17 protein-coding genes are annotated in these 18,295 nt (G+C 43.2%); 13 read left to right on the top strand and 4 right to left on the bottom strand.

The annotated features are described in order from the left end of the window. Position 1 precedes the first annotated feature (1 nt). Positions 2-1,273 (top strand): phosphoribosylamine--glycine ligase, encoded by a 1,272-nt coding sequence (gene purD, locus KUV80_RS16415; protein WP_222463828.1) that lies wholly within the window; start codon positions 2-4, stop codon positions 1,271-1,273. On the opposite strand, the gene KUV80_RS18860 is transcribed toward purD, so the two are convergent. The 3 genes from KUV80_RS18860 to KUV80_RS16405 all read right to left on the bottom strand — a co-directional run bounded on the left by KUV80_RS18860 (position 1,251) and on the right by KUV80_RS16405 (position 2,968). Beyond that, positions 1,251-1,355, bottom strand: a complete 105-nt coding sequence (locus KUV80_RS18860; RefSeq protein ID WP_338083517.1) for an EYxxD motif small membrane protein — start codon at positions 1,353-1,355, stop codon at positions 1,251-1,253. The two genes, purD and KUV80_RS18860, sit on opposite strands and share 23 nt — an antisense overlap. Positions 1,356-1,417: 62 nt before the next feature. Then, positions 1,418-2,692 carry an MFS transporter gene (locus KUV80_RS16410; protein WP_222463827.1) on the bottom strand — a complete coding sequence of 425 codons (1,275 nt, stop codon included), beginning with the start codon at positions 2,690-2,692 and terminating at the stop codon, positions 1,418-1,420. A gap of 15 nt (positions 2,693-2,707) precedes the next feature. After that, positions 2,708-2,968 carry a YgaP family membrane protein gene (locus KUV80_RS16405; protein ID WP_222463826.1) on the bottom strand — a complete coding sequence of 87 codons (261 nt, stop codon included), beginning with the start codon at positions 2,966-2,968 and terminating at the stop codon, positions 2,708-2,710. 90 nt (positions 2,969-3,058) lie between these two features. Between KUV80_RS16405 and KUV80_RS16400 the strand changes: the two genes are divergently transcribed. Genes KUV80_RS16400 through KUV80_RS16390 form a run of 3 tightly spaced genes read left to right on the top strand, consistent with a single transcriptional unit; the run spans position 3,059 to position 6,215 of the window. Next, positions 3,059-4,807, top strand: coding sequence for an adenine deaminase C-terminal domain-containing protein (locus KUV80_RS16400; RefSeq protein WP_222463825.1), 1,749 nt, complete (start codon positions 3,059-3,061; stop codon positions 4,805-4,807). 48 nt (positions 4,808-4,855) lie between these two features. Then, entirely contained in the window at positions 4,856-5,887 is a 1,032-nt protein-coding gene (locus KUV80_RS16395; protein ID WP_222463824.1) for a DUF3048 domain-containing protein, read from the top strand. A gap of 19 nt (positions 5,888-5,906) precedes the next feature. Then, positions 5,907-6,215 carry a YerC/YecD family TrpR-related protein gene (locus KUV80_RS16390; RefSeq protein WP_222463823.1) on the top strand — a complete coding sequence of 103 codons (309 nt, stop codon included), beginning with the start codon at positions 5,907-5,909 and terminating at the stop codon, positions 6,213-6,215. Positions 6,216-6,444: 229 nt separating this feature from the next. Here KUV80_RS16390 and KUV80_RS16385 read toward each other — a convergent pair whose 3' ends face one another. Next, positions 6,445-6,978, bottom strand: coding sequence for a GNAT family N-acetyltransferase (locus KUV80_RS16385; RefSeq protein ID WP_222463853.1), 534 nt, complete (start codon positions 6,976-6,978; stop codon positions 6,445-6,447). 282 nt (positions 6,979-7,260) lie between these two features. Here KUV80_RS16385 and KUV80_RS16380 point away from each other — a divergent pair, with 282 nt between their 5' ends. The 9 genes from KUV80_RS16380 (at position 7,261) to gatA (ending at position 18,293) form a co-directional block, all read left to right on the top strand. After that, positions 7,261-7,953, top strand: a complete 693-nt coding sequence (locus KUV80_RS16380; RefSeq protein ID WP_222463822.1) for a heptaprenylglyceryl phosphate synthase — start codon at positions 7,261-7,263, stop codon at positions 7,951-7,953. 66 nt (positions 7,954-8,019) lie between these two features. Continuing rightward, positions 8,020-10,263: a DNA helicase PcrA gene (gene pcrA / locus KUV80_RS16375; protein WP_222463852.1), complete on the top strand. Its 2,244-nt coding sequence runs from the start codon at positions 8,020-8,022 to the stop codon at positions 10,261-10,263. A gap of 21 nt (positions 10,264-10,284) precedes the next feature. Further along, the gene (gene ligA / locus KUV80_RS16370) at positions 10,285-12,291 is read left to right on the top strand and encodes an NAD-dependent DNA ligase LigA (RefSeq protein ID WP_222463821.1); all 2,007 of its coding nucleotides are present in this window, start codon (positions 10,285-10,287) and stop codon (positions 12,289-12,291) included. A gap of 41 nt (positions 12,292-12,332) precedes the next feature. Next, the gene (locus tag KUV80_RS16365) at positions 12,333-13,544 is read left to right on the top strand and encodes a CamS family sex pheromone protein (protein WP_222463820.1); all 1,212 of its coding nucleotides are present in this window, start codon (positions 12,333-12,335) and stop codon (positions 13,542-13,544) included. A gap of 340 nt (positions 13,545-13,884) precedes the next feature. Then, complete coding sequence (gene pruA / locus KUV80_RS16360; RefSeq protein WP_222463819.1) at positions 13,885-15,432, top strand: L-glutamate gamma-semialdehyde dehydrogenase; 1,548 nt, start codon at positions 13,885-13,887, stop codon at positions 15,430-15,432. A gap of 250 nt (positions 15,433-15,682) precedes the next feature. Next, positions 15,683-16,042 carry a DUF3905 domain-containing protein gene (locus KUV80_RS16355; protein ID WP_222463818.1) on the top strand — a complete coding sequence of 120 codons (360 nt, stop codon included), beginning with the start codon at positions 15,683-15,685 and terminating at the stop codon, positions 16,040-16,042. Positions 16,043-16,129: 87 nt separating this feature from the next. Continuing rightward, entirely contained in the window at positions 16,130-16,384 is a 255-nt protein-coding gene (locus KUV80_RS16350) for a YciI family protein (RefSeq protein WP_222463817.1), read from the top strand. Between the two features lie 145 nt (positions 16,385-16,529). Beyond that, positions 16,530-16,820 (top strand): Asp-tRNA(Asn)/Glu-tRNA(Gln) amidotransferase subunit GatC, encoded by a 291-nt coding sequence (gene gatC / locus KUV80_RS16345; protein ID WP_222463816.1) that lies wholly within the window; start codon positions 16,530-16,532, stop codon positions 16,818-16,820. A gap of 15 nt (positions 16,821-16,835) precedes the next feature. Further along, positions 16,836-18,293, top strand: a complete 1,458-nt coding sequence (gene gatA / locus KUV80_RS16340; RefSeq protein WP_222463815.1) for an Asp-tRNA(Asn)/Glu-tRNA(Gln) amidotransferase subunit GatA — start codon at positions 16,836-16,838, stop codon at positions 18,291-18,293. Positions 18,294-18,295 lie beyond the last annotated feature (2 nt).

Here is an 18,295-nt window from a genome sequence, read left to right as displayed (position 1 = left end):
CATGAACGTTCTTGTAATCGGAAAAGGCGGACGTGAACATGCCCTCGTTTGGAAATTTGCGAACAGTCCGAGTGTTTCACATGTATATGCAGCACCAGGCAACCCAGGCATGGATAAAGAAGCAACATGTGTACCAATCAAAGAGAACAACATTGATGAACTGATTACGTTCGCTAAATCTCGTGAGATTGCTCTAACGTTTGTAGGGCCAGAAGTTCCATTGTTACAAGGCATCGTTGACAGATTTCAGGAAGCGGGGCTGACTATTTTCGGTCCAACTAAAGCAGCGGCCGAGATCGAAGGCAGCAAGTCGTTTGCAAAGAATCTCATGGAAAAATACGCTATTCCGACAGCTGATTCTGGCGTATTTACTGATTATGAAGAAGCACTCCGATATGTAAGGAAAAAAGGAGCTCCCATCGTTTTAAAGGCAGATGGTCTCGCAGCGGGTAAAGGTGTTATCGTGGCTTCCTCCTTAAAAGAAGCCGAAGAAGGATTGTATGAACTGATGGTGGACAAACGATTCGGTGAAGCGAGTGAAAAAGTTGTAATTGAGGAGTTTTTAGAGGGCGAAGAGTTTTCGTTAATGTCGTTCGTGCATGACGAAATTGTATTGCCGATGGAAATCGCTCAAGATCACAAACGGGCATATGACGGAGACGAAGGACCAAACACAGGCGGTATGGGGGCGTATTCACCTGTTCCACAAATACCGGCTGATGCAGTGCAAAGAGCCATACAGGAAATCGTTCTTCCTATCGTTTCAGCAATGAAAAAAGAGAGCACTCCTTTTACAGGTATTCTTTATGCAGGATTAATTTTAACGAGTAAAGGTCCGAAAGTGATTGAGTTTAACGCACGCTTTGGTGACCCTGAAACACAAGTCATCCTACCTAGACTAGAAAATGACTTAGCCGATCTGATCCTTTCTTTATTGGATGGAAAGAAAGTTGAGCTCAGCTGGGCTGAAGAGTCTGTTCTTGGTGTTGTCCTCGCTTCAGCAGGCTATCCGGAGTCATCAGGCGAATCACAGCTTATTTTAGGACTGGAGAACGTGCGAGAAGAAGACGCAAATGTTTTTCATGCGGGTACTAAAAGCAGTGGTGGCGACTTAATGACAGATGGCGGAAGAGTGTTGCTGGTTGCGACAAAAGGAAGTTCTCTTCGTGATGCACAAAGAAACGTATACGAAGAAATGAAGAAAATTCGATTCGAAGGATCTTTCTACCGCAAGGATATCGGATACAAAGCTATTTCGTACGTCTCTTCTTAATAAATACGAATGTGATCGCAATGATACTCCCTACGAGCAAGATATAGAGAAACGCTGTATCCATAAAATATTCTGAACTCATGCTGCTCTTAACCTCCTTAACAAATAGTCAAGGCTGACTGACACCGAAACGTCCGGTTCATGTCAGCCTTCTTTAATGGGATTTGGGTGAGAAGTTGCCGATTCTGTGCCAGGCGAGGATGCAAGGTGTTTGTGCTTTGGCGGCTCGATGACCGAAAGCGGGTTCCATCTTCGCAACAATTGCATGCCAAGAAAAATTGAAAACCCTGCGATGACATACACCACATAAGGAGTAATCCTTTCTCCGCCTGCTGATAGCTCAAACAACCTTCCCCCAATAAAATTTCCTGCTGCTTCACCAATTCCAGTAAATACACTGGCAAGCCCAAAGAACATACCCAGAAAACGAGCAACAGCGAGCTGGGAAATGGCAGTGTCAAGAGTTGGCATCAATAGCATCTCACCGATAATAAACACAAGTCCTGCAAAGACAAAGAAAAATAACGTGTTCGCAAAAAACAAACTGCCTAACGATAGCCCGATACAGATGGAACCTAATCCAACAGATGTTAATGGATGGATATGGCGGATAATATTTTTTGTAACAACGGTTTGAACGAGGATGACAGTTACACTGTTAATCGTCCAAATGATACTGATATCCTTGCCATTGGCTAAAACGTTTTCCGCTCTTAGTGGCAAAACAAGGGCGAACTGCACGTAAAGTGCCCAAACAAAAATCGTTGCAGCGATGAACACGAGAAACGGGATATTTCGCAGCGCTTGTTTATAATCTTTCCACTTAACTTGTCCGCAATGCTCGTCACCGCACCCAGCCGGTAAAAAGAACCAGCTGATAGCACTTGCACTCAAATAAATCACAGCCGCTGTAATAAAAATGAGCCTTGAATGGCCGGTGAACAAAGCAAAAACCGTTAGTCCTGCAAGAGCCATCCCCATATTGGCGAATATACCTCTTAGAGAAAAGGCAGTAGATCTCATATCTTCTTTGACAAGTGAAGAGATGAACGCTTTTGTTGAAGGTGCGTTAAGTCCAAGTCCTAGCCCGCTGACGGCAGCGGTTAGCAAGACGAATGGATACGATGAAAAATAAGCAAAGCCAAGTAAACCAGCTGCACGAATGAAAGCTCCCAATGAAATAATAAAACGTCTGCCTGTCCGGTCAGCTAGAATTCCGCCTACCACACTGCCTGATTGCATGAAAATCGAGATAATAGCCAGTGTGAAGCCGATTTGTGCGGCAGAAAGGCCAGTCTCTACTTTTAATAAGATCGGCAAAACAGGTAAAACAAGATAAGATCCTAAATGGGTGATGAATACGACGATCATCAAAAAGAAAAGAGGTCTGTTATCTTTTAATACAGAGTGAGTGGGCATACTTTGTCTCCTTCATTAAGAAGGATTAAACGGTGAGCCTTCTGATGTAATGTTTCCTAAATCCATATCGTTCATCTCTTTGCTCTTATGCCATAGATCAGTCATAGGACAATAACGCACAATGCCCTCTGCTACTTTCATGGCAGCCAACATGATCATCAGAATATATGATTCTTTGTATGGTTTTCTTGTGAATTTTGCCGTGTAAACCGAAAGAAGAGTTAAGCCTGCTATAATTCGAATCATGCTGTTGATCAAGCCTATATTTTGTCTCATGAGAGTACTCCTTCCTTATTGAAGTATTTTTACGGTGAATATGGTATTCTTGAAAAAACGAAATTTTCAGAGAAGACAGGTGAATCCAACATGAACCAACACATCGCGTTTTGGACAAAAGCACAACTGCGTAAACAAGTGTCCGTCATTCAAGGTGAGATGGCACCATCGCTTGTATTGAAGAACGCTACATATCTTAATGCCGCTCTTAAAAAATGGACAAAGGCCAACATCTGGATTTTGGAAGACCGTATCGTTTATGTTGGCGAAAAGCTTCCCGATAAAGTTGAAGGAACGGATTTTAAAGACCTTGAAGGCCAATATGTTGTGCCGGGTTACATTGAGCCGCATTGTCATCCGTTTCAACTTTATAATCCCCAGACGCTCTCCCGATATGCATTACAACGAGGGACATCCGTTTTTTTAGCCGATAACTTCATGCTTCTTTTTGAAATGAATATTTCGAAAGCGCTTTCTTTTATGGAGGATGTGAACGAACTCCCAACAAACTTCTTTTGGTGGTGCAGGTATGACGCACAAACTGAACTTCTTCAAGAGGAGGATTATTTTTCGGAAACATCGATCAACCAGCTGCTAGATAGCCCGTATGTTTTACAAGGCGGAGAGCTGACGAGCTGGCCGCGTGTTCTTCACGGTGATGACACGCTTCTTCACTGGATGCTGAAGACGAAAAAAGCAGGCAAAAAAATCGAGGGCCATCTGCCTGGAGCATCAGAAAAGACATTAACGGCGATGACGCTCCTTGGTGTGGATTGTGATCATGAAGCGATGACTGGAACAGAAGTGATGGATCGGTTGAACGCTGGTCTGCAAGTGTCTCTTCGCTACTCATCGATACGTCCTGATCTGCCTAAACTTTTACGCCAGATGAAAGAAGAAGGCATCACGAACTTTGAACGGATTTTTATGACAACAGACGGGTCTACCCCTGCTTTCTATGAAGAAGGGGTTACCGATAAGATGCTAAAGATCGCACTTGAAGCGGGAATCGATCCGATAGATGCCTACATGATGGCTTCTTATAACGTGGCTAGATATTACGGCTTGGATCATCTGTTTGGCATGGTGGCACCAGGGCGGGTGGCCCATTTGAATATTTTAGATGATCTGGCTAATCCGTTACCGGTTTCTGTTTTAGCAAAAGGAAAGTGGATGAAAGAGAACGGCCAAGATACGAGTGAAGATGCTGATTTTGCCTTTGATTGGGCGGGACATGGCATAAAGCAAAGAGAGATCAAATGGGAACTCACGGATGAGGATTTTCAGTTCTCAGGACTCGTGGGAATAGAAATGTACAATAGTGTCATCACACGGCCATATAATGTATCGATCAATCCTTTTTCTGAACAAATTAACGAAGAGTCTGATGAGTGCTTCTTAATGCTCATTGATAAAGATGGAAAGTGGAGAACGAATACCATTGTAAAAGGGTTTGCAAAAAATCTGTATGGCTTTGCGAGTTCGTATTCCAATACGGGTGACTTGCTTGTTATCGGAAAAAGCAAGAAAGACATGGCACTTGCGTTCAATCGGTTAAAAGAGGTTGGCGGCGGAATTATACTTGCCGAGAAAGGTGAGATTGTCGCAGAGATAAAACTTCCTTTAGCGGGAGGAATGTCGAATCTTGCTATCGAAGAACTTATAGAGGAAGAAAAAGGGCTAACGAGTGCTTTACGAGAACGGGGTTATGTCTATGAAGATCCGATCTATTCTCTTTTGTTCTTTTCTTCCACACACTTGCCATACATCCGCATTACGCAAAGAGGCATTTATGATGTGAAAAAGAAAGGATTACTCTTTCCTTCGATTATGCGTTAATATAGAAAAGGATTGGGCAAAATAAACGATACAAAGGTAGTGAGCCCAATGAAAAAGTGGAATCTTATTTTGATGTCGATCGTCCTTTTATTTACACTGTCTGCATGTAAAGATGCAAAAGATAAGGTGCTAGAGGACGGCAAGGTGGACAAAGCCGAGGCCTCTGATACGAAAAAAGATGAGCAAAAGGAAGTAGTCTTTTCTTCTGTTTTTCCTCTTACAGGTAAGGGAACAAACGATGAGACAGACAATCGGGCAGTAGCCGTAATGGTGAACAATCACTGGAAAGCACGTCCGCAATCTGGACTTCATAAAGCTGACATTGTTTACGAAGTATTAGCTGAGGGAGAGCTTACTCGTTTTCTAGCGATTTTTCAAAGCGAGAAGCCTAAAATTATTGGACCTGTCCGAAGTGCAAGAGACTATTATATAGAGCTCAGCCAAGGATACAACTCTCTGTTCGTGGCACACGGCTATAGTCCGGAAGCGAAAGAGATTCTGGATAGCGGCACAGTTGATCACTTGAACGGCATGGACTATGACGGCAATCTTTTTAAACGGGCAGATTTCAGAAAAGCACCTCACAATTCTTACATCACCTATGAAAGTATCGTAAAAGGGATGAAGAAAGTAAACGCTGACGAAACCGATGATCTTAACATGCTGCCGTTTATTACGAATACAGCTTCGGTGAACGTCAAAGGAACAGATGCAAAGAAAGTTACCATCTCCTATTCAGGCGGGGAAACAGTCGGATTTACGTATCAGACAAAAAAGAAAACGTACGCTCGTTCAAGCAACAATGAACCGACAATAGACAGGGAAACCGAAACACCGATCGCTGTAACCAATGTATTCATTGTAGAAGCGCCACACCGTGTAATTGATGATGCTGGAAGACGTGAGATCAATCTAACATCTGGCGGAGATGCAATTCTCATCCAAAATGGTGTAGCTCAAGAAATCTCATGGAAAAACGAGAATGGAAGAATTGTTCCGGATGGCGGAGCGTTCATTCCGGGTAAAACATGGATCAACATTGTGCCGATTGGTATGAAATCATCGGTTAAGATGCAATAGACAAAGGAGTGCATGTTTCGTGCAAATTGATAAACTACGTGGAAAAGCGCTAGATCAGCTATTTGAGTCTGTTCTTACGCTAAAGGATATGGAAGAATGCTATCGTTTCTTTGATGACCTTTGTACGATGAACGAGATTCAATCACTCGCACAAAGACTTGAGGTAGCCCGCATGCTTCGTGAAGGCAAGACGTATCATAAGATCGAAAATGAGACGGGAGCAAGTACAGCAACGATTTCACGCGTGAAGCGCTGCCTGAACTTTGGCAACGACGCGTATGCGATGGTACTGGACCGCGTCCATACAGATGAGGAAAAAGCAGAATAGAGGATGAGTAGAAAACCTGCCATGTGCAGGTTTTTTGTTGGATTGATCAGTTCGGTGGCGTGTGTGCGTGTCGAAATATGTCGCGGATTGTCAACTTGTGGATATTCGACAAAAATTTGTGGATTCAACCCAAAAACTTTTGGATTGAACTAGCAAACTTTTGGATTCAAGCCTAAAATTTTTGGATTCAAGACAAAAATTTTAGCATTCACCGCTTATATCCCGCCTTTCAATGAAACTCACTCTTCATCAAGCTCATCTGAACTTGGTCCCGGCAGCTTCCGCGGATCCATTCAGCCTGCCGCACGATGCCTTCTGCCTGAAAGCCGAGTCGGCGGGCGAGTTTGATGCTTTTTTCATTTTCAACAGCTGCCCGAAGCTCTACCCGATTGAGCATCAATGTATAATACGCATACGTAAGCATTCCTCTTACCGCGCGCTGAGCGATCCCGTGCCCCTCAAACCCGCTGCCTACCCAATAGCCGAGCATGCCGGATTGGTTGTGCCATTTCACATCGTACAACGCGACAGATCCCGCCACGTGGCCTCTATACCAGATAAAAAGAACAACATCTGTTTGTTCTTTCATCTTGTTGTTTACTGTTTTGATGAACTGTTTCATTTCACTTCTTGTCTGCGTGTAATCCACCCATCCGATCCACGGACTAAGATGATGACGAGAATGCTCCAACAACAAAAAAATAGAATCCGATTCTTTCAGTTCTGCTTGTTTGAGCATGATTTCATCGTCAATATTCCACATTAGCACAGCGCTTCCTCCCCATCCTGCAGTATGAACTTCACAATCTTTCCACATGATGAATCATAGAGTGAGACCCTTATTTTTGATATAATGCAGAAGTACAGAATACGGCCTGTAAAAATAGCAGGCACCGGTTGTTTTACGAGATAAAAACGGCAACTTGTCATGTTGATGAAAATCAGCGTTAATAACAAGTTCAACTTCGATGTATAAAGGCAACAAAAGCTGACATAACGAAGGATGTTGTCAGCACAAAGTTTTCTATATGAAAGGAAGAACAAGATGTTTGATTATAGAAAATGGCAGCATGTGTTTAAGCTTGACCCAGATAAAGAAATCTCTGACAGCGATCTGGAGACGATTTGTGAAAGTGGTACGGATGCGATTATTGTTGGTGGATCTGAAGGGGTAACGCTTGATAACACATTAGATCTGATGTCGCGTATCCGCAGGTATGCCGTTCCATGTGTTCTGGAAGTGTCCAATATCGAATCTCTTACACCAGGATTTGATTTTTACTATATTCCGACCGTTTTAAATGCAAGGGATGCTAACTTTATAACTGGACTTCACACGCAAGCGTTAAAAGAGTATGGGGACATCATGAATTGGAATGAGATCCTTACAGAAGGCTATTGCATCGTGAATCCCAAATGTAAAGCAGCAGAGCGATCTAGCGCAGATACGGACCTTACGGCAGATGATGTTGTAGCATATGCCCGCATGGCTGAAAAAATGTTTCAGCTTCCGATCTTTTATTTGGAATACAGCGGGACATACGGCAATGTGGAGATCGTGCAAAAAGTAAAGAACGTGCTGGAGAACAGCGTATTTTATTATGGCGGCGGAATCACAACAGCTGATCAAGCGGCTGAAATGGCACAATTCGCTGATACAGTGGTAGTGGGGAACATTATTTATGACAACTTGCAAGCGGCGATAGAAACCGTTGGAGCAGTTAAAGACAAAAATTGAAATATACGAAAAAATAAGCGAAAATAAAATGAGAATATACGTTCGGGCGGTGAATGGAAAATGAACATGCATCAAATGATTGAAAAACTATTAACAGGCCTAAATCCTGAGCAAAGAGCAGCAGTCAAACATACAGACGGACCGTTGTTGTTGATGGCAGGAGCGGGAAGCGGCAAGACGAGAGTGTTAACACACCGGATCGCTTACTTAATGATGGAAAAAGAAGTGTCGCCTTGGAACATCCTTGCGATCACTTTTACAAATAAAGCAGCAAGAGAAATGAAGGAAAGGGTTGCGAAGATTACGGGCCCTGGATTAGCGGAACAGATCTGGATCTCGACCTTCCACTCTATGTGCGTAAGAATCTTGCGGCGCGACATCGACCGGATCGGAATCAATCGTAACTTTACGATTTTAGATGCGACAGATCAGTTGTCTGTTGTAAAAGCCGTTCTGAAGGATTTAAACTATGACCCTAAAAAATATGAACCCCGTGGCATATTAAGTTCGATTTCCTCACTGAAGAATGAACTGAAAACAGCAGCTGATTTTGCTAAAGTCGCCAACGGACACTTTGAAGGTGTCGTAAAAGAGGTTTATGAAAACTATGAAAAGCGCTTAAGAAAGAACCAGGCGCTTGATTTTGACGATCTCATCATGACGACGATTCAATTGTTTGCAAAAGTTCCTGAGGTGCTGGAATTTTATCAGCGTAAGTTTCAATACATCCATGTCGATGAGTATCAGGATACTAACCGCGCTCAATATATGCTCGTAAAAATGCTGGCTGACCGTTTCCGCAACCTTTGTGTTGTAGGAGATTCCGATCAGTCCATTTACGGCTGGCGAGGAGCAGATATCGCAAACATTCTTTCTTTTGAAAAAGATTACGATGATGCGGAAGTGATATTGCTCGAGCAAAACTATCGTTCGACGAAAAAGATTCTGCAAGCGGCAAACAAAGTAATCGAAAACAACATGAACCGCAAGCCGAAAAATCTTTGGACGGATAATACGGATGGTTCGCAGATTACCTATTACCAAGGAGACGATGAACAAGGAGAGAGCTATTATGTAACAGGCAAAATCCGTGAAGCGGTCTCTTCAGGCAAGCGTTCATACAACGATATTGCAATTTTATACCGCACGAACGCCCAGTCTCGTGTTATTGAGGAAGTATTAATGAAATCAAACATTCCTTATAACATCGTCGGCGGAACAAAGTTCTATGACAGAAAAGAGATCAAAGACATTCTTGCGTATTTGAGACTCATTTCAAATCCTGACGACGATATCAGTCTACAGCGTATCGTTAACGTGCCAAAGCGCGGAATTGGTGCATCGTCAGTCGATAAAGTGCTTCAATATGCAGCAGCGAACGACCTTTCGATGTATCAGGCTCTTCAAGAAGTGGAGCAGATCGGACTTAGTGCGCGTGCAACAAACAGCTTAAAAGAGTTTACAGACCACATCACGAACTGGACTCATCAGCAAGAGTATTTGTCTGTAACCGAACTTGTTGAAGAAGTGTTGAGCAAGACGGGATATAAGGACGCATTAAAAGCTGAAAAAACCATCGAGGCGCAAAGCCGGTTAGAAAACATCGATGAATTTATTTCCGTTACGACGGATTTTGAAAAGAAACAAGAAGACAAGACGCTGATTGCATTCCTGACAGACTTGGCACTTGTAGCGGACATCGATAAGTTAGATGAAGATCCTGAAGAAGACAAGCCGAAGGAAGCGGTCGTACTGATGACGCTTCACTCTGCAAAAGGGCTTGAGTTTCCGGTCGTCTTTTTAATGGGATTAGAAGAAGGCGTCTTCCCGCATAGCCGTGCGTTATTTGAAGAAAATGAGATGGAAGAGGAGCGTCGCCTCGCATACGTAGGAATAACACGTGCTGAACAAGAGCTCTTTTTGACAAACGCAAGAATGCGTACTTTATATGGAAGAACGACAACGAATCCGGAATCACGGTTTATCGCAGAAATTCCAGAGGATTGCATCACAACAGAAGCGAAAGAAAAGCCATCTGTTCCGTGGGGTGCCGGTGCACGTTCAAGCGGAGGATCAACTCCTTCCTTCATGAGTCCGAAAAAGAAAACCGTTACACCTGTCTATCAATCTTCTGGTGGGGAAAAACTAGACTGGAGAGTTGGAGACAAAGTGAAGCACCGCAAGTGGGAAACTGGAACAGTCGTAAGCATGCGTGGTGAAGGAGATTCCCTTGAGCTGGATATCGCGTTTCCTCAGCCGGTAGGTGTTAAACGATTGCTTGCGAAATTTGCTCCAATCGAAAAAGCGTAACAAAAGAAGGAGTGGAACGGCTTGAACGAAGAACACGCTAAAAAACGCATCCTGGAACTCGGGGAGCTTTTAGAAAAATACAATTATGAATATCACGTACTCGATAAGCCATCCGTACCTGATGCGGAGTACGATCAGCTCATGCAGGAGCTCATCGAACTTGAAAACAATCACCCTGAATTGCGGCACGAGCATTCCCCTACTGTACGCGTAGGTGGAGCCGTGCTGGATTTTTTTGAAAAAGTAGAGCATACCGTTCCGATGCTTAGTCTAGGTAACGCGTTCAATGATCAAGACCTCCGGGATTTTGACCGCCGCGTTCGGGAAGGTGTCGGTGAAAATGTTACGTATGTAGCTGAGCTGAAAATTGATGGACTCGCCGTATCCCTTTCGTATGAAGATGGAAGGTTTATTCGAGGTGCAACTCGCGGGGACGGCACAATTGGAGAAGACATTACGAACAATTTAAAGACAATTCGTTCCATTCCGTTTAAGCTGAAAGAGAGCGTTATGCTTGAAGTGCGCGGCGAAGCGTTCATGCCGAAAAAATCGTTCCAAAAGCTAAATGCCCATCGTGAAGAGGAAGGACAAGAACTTTTTGCGAATCCAAGAAATGCAGCGGCAGGATCATTGCGCCAGCTGGACCCGAAGATTGCGGCCAGCCGAAACTTGGATATTTTCCTATATGGGGTTGGGAAGCTTGAAGGACATACGGTAGATTCACATGATGAGAGCTTAACGTTCTTAAGCCATTTAGGATTTAAAACAAATCCTGAGTGGAAGAAGTGTGAAAATATAGATGAAGTCATTGAGTATGTGAACGGCTGGGTGGAGAAGCGTCCAGATCTTCCGTACGAAATCGACGGAATCGTGATTAAGGTCAATTCCCTTTATCAGCAAGAAGAACTAGGGTTTACTGCGAAAAATCCCCGCTGGGCTATCGCTTATAAGTTTCCTGCTGAGGAAGTGGTCACAAAGCTTGAAGGTATCGAACTGAACGTCGGCAGAACCGGTGTGGTTACACCGACCGCTTTGCTTCAGCCTGTTTTAGTAGCTGGAACAACAGTAAAACGCGCTTCATTACATAATGAAGACTTAATCCGCGAAAAAGACATTAAGATCGGGGATTATGTGGTGGTTAAAAAAGCAGGAGACATTATACCAGAAGTCGTGAATGTGATCACAGAGCGCCGTACGGGAGACGAAACAGATTTTCATATGCCAACAGCGTGTCCGGAATGTGAAAGCAAACTTGAGCGGCTCGATGGCGAGGTTGCGCTTCGCTGCTTAAATCCGCAATGTCCTGCCCAGATTCGGGAGGGCTTCATTCATTTTGTATCGAGAAACGCGATGAACATCGACGGACTTGGTGAAAAGGTTGTCGCTCAGCTTTTTAAAGAAAAACTGATTGATAATGTTGCAGATTTATATAAGCTAGAGCGTGATAAACTGTTAGAATTAGAACGGATGGGCGAGAAGTCAGCAGACAACCTGCTCGCTGCCATCGAAAAGTCAAAAGAAAACTCGTTAGAAAAACTTCTGTTCGGACTCGGTATCCGGCATGTCGGGGCAAAAGCGGCTAAAACGATCGCACAGCGTTTTGAAACGATCGATCATGTAATGAGTGCTGGAAAAGAAGAGCTTCTTGAAGTAGAAGAAATCGGTGAAAAGATGGCTGATTCCATTTTGCTTTATTTTTCAAAACCAGAAGTAAAAGAACTGATGGAAGAGCTTCAGAGTCTTGGTGTAAACATGACTTATAAAGGACCAAAGCTTATTAAAGCGGAGGATCTCGATACCCCGTTCGCTGGAAAAACAGTCGTATTAACGGGTAAGCTTTCCATCTTGTCCCGAAATGAAGCTAAAGAAAAGTTAGAGCGCTTAGGAGCGAAAGTGACGGGAAGCGTGAGTAAAAATACAGATATGCTGATCGCCGGAGAAGATGCGGGATCGAAGCTTGATAAAGCAAAGACGCTTGGCATTGCTATTTGGGATGAACAGCAATTGGTTGATGAGCTTAACAAATAAAGATTGGCGAGAGCTAACCATCTATTAGAGGAGTGTCCGTAATGATAAAACGGGTGGGACTCCTTTTCTTAAGTCTTTTACTTCTGCTTACAGGCTGTTTAGGTGACAAAGAGCTGGAGAAGGAAGAAAAGGTTGTGCAAGAAAAGGGGAAGAAGGAAGAAAAAGCGATCATCACAGGGGAAATCAATACTGGCGAAAAGTATTACCGCAGCATTTTTCCATTTGAACCAGGCGGAGCACGCGGCGTTATCCGCTACGGTGTAGATAATCGTCTCGACATCAACGAGTTTGAAATGGGCTTGATGCGTGTCGCTCAAGATACATTCAACACAGATAAATACTTTTTCCAAGAAGGTCAATTCTTAACGGAATCTACCGTAACGAACTGGCTGAGAAGAGCGGATGATAAGCCAGGGAAAAGCAAAAGTGACCTCGATCAAACAGGGCTGAACCAGGCACTAAGTACGAAAGTGGATGAGAAAGACGCTAAATATGTGGATATCATGTTAGAAGCCAACAAGAACAAGCCCAAATACCTTTCTTATGTTTTAGAGCACAACTATTTAGTTCAAAGCGGAGACGGAAAAGTAAAGCTTGGAGGCGTTGTGATCGGCTTATCCTTTAACTCCACATTTTATTATGATGTGAAAAAAGATAGCTTGATCTACCCAGGCGAAGTTAAGCTTGAGCGAAATAAAGTACGAAAAGAAGCACAAAAAATTGCCGGAGAAGTAGCGGGACGGCTGCGTACAAATCCTAAACTTCAAGATATTCCGATTGTCGTTGCTCTTTATCAAGAAGAAGAGCGTGATTCGGTCACACCAGGAAACTTCTTTGCGGCTGGGGTTATGAAAAAAGGAAGCAACTCGATTAGCTCATGGGAAGAGGTAGATGAAGATCATATCTTATTCCCGTCAGATACTGCTTCCAAAAAGAAGCGCAGTGATTATGAGAAGTTTACGGCATTTAAAGCCAAGGTTCAGGAATACTTCCCGAACTTTATCGGAGTGATCGGAAAAGGATTTTATAAGGACGGCAACCTGCAGCGAATGACGATTGAAATTCCTGTACAGTTCCGTGGAAAGGCAGAGATCATTTCCTTTACCCAGTTTGTTGCCACTTCCGCATTAGACGATCTCCCTGATGTGCCTGTCGAGGTCTACATCGGCTCAGCCGTTGATCAGCCGGAGGCACTTATCGTTAAAGACGAGACAACAAAAGAAGAGCCCTTTGTTCACATTTATCGCAAATAAAGTGTAATGGTGCAACACCCGCTGAATGAATCAGCGGGTTTTTTTATTGAGAAGTACTAGTCCGATTAGGAACAACCTTCAATGATTGCAGTTTTTTAAAAGAATATCGCAGGCTTTAGAATACATATTTATTCGTCACTTATGCCTTAAGATTCATAGAGAACATGCCTAAACAATTAAAATCATTCATTAAGAAGAAAGAAGATGCAAAAACACATCTTCTCCTCTGAAAATAAAGAATTCTGACTATTTCAGTTTGTTTGAACAAACCTCCATGTTCATGTAGAATAAACGTGGTAAAACCAATTATGAAAACGCTTTAATAGGAGGGGAATTTATTATGACACGTGAATACCGTCATGAACCATTTATGGACTTTTCAGTTCCTGCAAACAAGGAAGCTTATGAAAAAGGTTTGAAGGTTATTAATTCAAAGCTTGGACAAGAATTTCCGCTTGTTATCGGCAGCGAAAAGATTACAACAGATGAAAAGATCGTTTCTATAAATCCAGCAAACAAAGAAGAAGTAATTGGGTCTGTTTCTAAGGCAACTCAAGATCACGCTGAACAAGCGATGCAAGCTGCACTTGCGGCTTTCGAATCGTGGAAGAAGTGGGATCCTGAGCACCGTGCAAACATCCTATTCCGTGCTGCAGCGATTATCCGCCGCCGTAAATACGAATTCTCCGCAATGCTTACAAAAGAAGCAGGTAAGCCTTGGAAAGAAGCAGACGCTGATACAGCTGAAGCTATCGACTTTTTAGAATACTATGCTCGCCAAGCGATCAAGCTTAAAGCTGGTCAGCCAGTTGTAAGCCGTGAAGGTGAAATCAATAAATTTAACTACATTCCATTAGGAGTAGGTATTGTTATCTCTCCATTTAACTTCCCGTTCGCGATCATGGCAGGAACAGCTGCAGCTGCCTTCGTTTCAGGTAACACTGTATTGCTGAAGCCAGCGAACTCAACACCAGTTATCGCTGCGATGTTCGTTCAAGTAATGGAAGAAGCAGGACTTCCTGCAGGCGTTCTTAACTTCGTTCCAGGTAGCGGAGCAGAGATCGGTGACTACTTAGTAGACCATCCGAAAACGCGTTTCGTATCATTCACAGGTTCCCGTGAAGTTGGCTGCCGTATTTATGAGCGCGCAGCAAAAGTACACCCTGGCCAAATCTGGTTAAAGCGTGTTATTGCTGAAATGGGCGGAAAAGACACAGTTGTTGTAGACCGTGACGCTGATCTTGAATTAGCAGCAAGCTCTATCGTTTACTCGGCATTCGGATTCTCTGGACAAAAATGTTCAGCTGGATCTCGTGCGGTTATCCACCAAGACGTGTATGACGAAGTTTTAGAAAAAGCAGTAGCTCTTACTAAAACGTTAACAATGGGAAGCCCTGAAGAAGTTGGCACATACATGGGGCCAGTCATCGACCAAGCGTCATTCAACAAAATCATGAAGTACATCGAAATCGGTAAAGAAGAAGGACGTCTAATGACAGGTGGAGAAGGCGACGACTCTAAAGGTTACTTCATCCAGCCAACAATCTTTGCTGATGTAGATGAAAAAGCTCGTTTGATGCAAGAAGAAATATTCGGTCCAGTTGTAGCAATCTGTAAAGCACGTGATTTCGACCACATGATGGAAATCGCAAACAACACAGATTACGGTCTAACAGGAGCACTTCTTTCTAACAACCGTGAGAACATCGAACGCGCTCGCCAAGAGTTCCACGTAGGTAACTTCTACATCAACCGTGGATGTACAGGTGCAATCGTTGGATATCAACCGTTTGGCGGATTCAACATGTCTGGAACGGACTCAAAAGCAGGTGGACCAGACTACCTAACACTTCACATGCAAGCAAAAACAACTTCAGAAACACTTTAATAGTGTGTAAAAGCCTTTCCTCGTGTGTTGAGGGAAGGCTTTTTTGTGCTGGTGGTATCAAAAATCTTGAAAATTCCTAAGAATTTTGTCGACTCGTGGTTATATACCCAATTTATGTGGATTTACCGTTAAAACTTCTGGATAAATCACTAAAATTTTTGGATTCATGATGCATTTCATCCATATAGGGATGATTAAACGGCTTTCAGGAAAAGGTAATGGTATAAATGTTTAGAAAGCAGGTCATTTTATGTCAAAAAATGATAAGGAACAGAAGAAGAAACTGCCAGAAGTAGATCTCGACGACACGTTGCCTCATCAAATCAGTTCACCGGACTTTAAAGACGCAGACAGGAAGATGGAGGCACCATTTGTCAACGAACATGGCGTCGTCATCGGTGACAGCTTTTATGATTCGCCTAACTCACCATTAAATAATTGGAGCACAGACACCGATCCTGAAATCATGGCCGGTGAAAATTGGGTTCATCCCACAAACGATATTGGATGGAACACAAACCAGAATCGAGATCTTGTCGAAAAGAAAGCACCACCTAAAGAAAGCATGCTCAGGCATCCAACAAAAGATTCGAGTTACGGGAAAGATTAACATCCAGTTTTGGGTGTTTTTCTTTTTTACTCCTTCCAGCTTGTAGTAGAATAAGCATAAGATACACATCAAAAAGGAGAGAGTACCGTGGCATACTATGCAGCGATTTTACATATGGAGAAACCTGAACTGAATCAGGAATACCGCCAGGCACATTTAGATTACTTGCAAGCACTGGTTCAGCAGGAAAAAGTTCACCTTAAAGGACCATTCTTAGATGGAGCAGGTGGTATGGTCGTTTATAAAGCTGATTCATTAGAAGAAGCGAAAATTTTAGCACAAGAAGATCCTTACGTAAAAGAAGGGGTACGCCGTTTAGAACTTCATGAGTGGGGTATCTAAAGACAAGGGCCGGTTCAAAACAAATCGTTTTGAGCCGGTTTTTTTTGAAGTATTGGAAAAGGTTCCACTCAAGTTGCCTATTCATCAAGCTTTTTGTTATTATCAGAATAATACTTTTGTATAAGAAGTCATGGAGGTGGCGTGCTTGTCTCGAATTTCGAAAGAAGAAGTGAAACATGTAGCGAATTTAGCCAGGTTGGCGGTTACGGAAGAAGAAGCGGAAATGCTGACCGAACAATTAGATAAAATCATCGGGTTTGCCGAAGAGCTGAATGAACTCGACACAGATAACGTGGAACCGACTACGCATGTGCTGGAACTCAAAAATGTCCTTCGTGAAGATGAAGTCAGAAATTCTGTATCCGTGGATGAGGCGATGAAAAATGCGCCTGCACAAAAGGACGGCCAGTTTAAAGTACCGAACATTTTGGAGTAGGGGGACAAACCGCGTATGTCGATTTTAGATAAAAAAATATCAGAACTGCATCAGTTATTACATAAAAAAGAACTCAATGTTTCCGACCTAGTGGATGCAACCTTTGACCGCATTCACCAGGTGGATGATCAAGTAAAAGCATTTTTAACGTTAAATGAAGAATATAGCCGCATTAAGGCGAAGCAGTTAGATGAAAGACTAGTTTCTGGTGGTGACCGAGGCTTATTGTTCGGTATGCCGATCGGAATTAAAGATAACATCGTAACAAAAGGGATTCGTACGACGTGTGCCTCACGAATTTTAGAAAACTTCGAACCGATTTATGATGCAACCGTTGTGGAACGCTTAAATCAAGCGGATACGATCACAATCGGAAAATTGAACATGGATGAATTTGCAATGGGATCATCCAACGAAAACTCAGGATTTCATCCAACCCATAATCCGTGGGACCTTTCGTGTGTTCCAGGAGGGTCTTCAGGTGCTTCTGCAGCTGCCGTTTCAGCAGGAGAAGTCCTTTTCTCATTAGGCTCTGATACAGGTGGATCTATCCGTCAGCCTGCTGCATTCTGTGGTGTTGTAGGATTAAAGCCTACTTATGGCCTCGTCTCACGCTATGGCTTAGTGGCATTTGCGTCATCACTTGATCAGATCGGACCTGTAACGCGTTCAGTTGAAGACAATGCTTACCTCCTTCAAGCGATCGCTGGAAACGACCCGATGGATTCAACTTCTGCAAAAGTCGATATTCCTGATTACTTGGCTTCTTTTACTGGTGATGTGAAAGGGTTAAAAATCGCCGTTCCAAAAGAATACCTCGGCGCAGGTGTCGAGCCTGGAGTGAAAGAACGTGTGATGGAAGCGTTGAAGGTACTTGAAGGATTAGGGGCAACATGGGAAGAAGTTTCTTTGCCGTATTCTCGTTATGCACTTGCAACCTACTATTTGCTGTCATCATCAGAGGCTTCCGCAAACCTTTCCCGTTTTGACGGAGTACGCTACGGCTTGCGTTCAGATAATAGCGATAATTTGATCGACATGTATAAGCAATCCCGCTCTGAAGGCTTTGGAGAAGAAGTAAAACGCCGCATCATGCTAGGAACGTTTGCGTTAAGCTCAGGCTACTATGACGCGTATTATAAAAAAGCCCAAAAAGTCCGGACGCTAATAAAAGAAGATTTTACAAACGTATTCGAAAAATATGATGTCATCATTGGACCGACAACACCATCTGCCTCATTCAAATGCGGATCGATGACGAAAGATCCGTTAACGATGTATATGAACGATATTTTAACCATTCCCGTGAACTTAGCAGGAGTGCCCGCCATTTCTGTTCCATGCGGCTTCTCAGATGGTCTGCCAATTGGTCTTCAAATCATCGGAAAGCATTTTGATGAAAGCACGATTTATCAAGTAGCACACGCGTTTGAACAAGCAACCGAACATCATAAAGAAAAGCCGAAGCTGTAGGA

The sequence above is a fragment of the Fictibacillus nanhaiensis genome, from assembly GCF_019801215.1.
Taxonomy (GTDB): domain Bacteria; phylum Bacillota; class Bacilli; order Bacillales; family Fictibacillaceae; genus Fictibacillus; species Fictibacillus nanhaiensis_C.
Note: the sequence above shows the minus strand (reverse complement) of the source record. Positions and strands in the feature narration are given on the sequence as shown.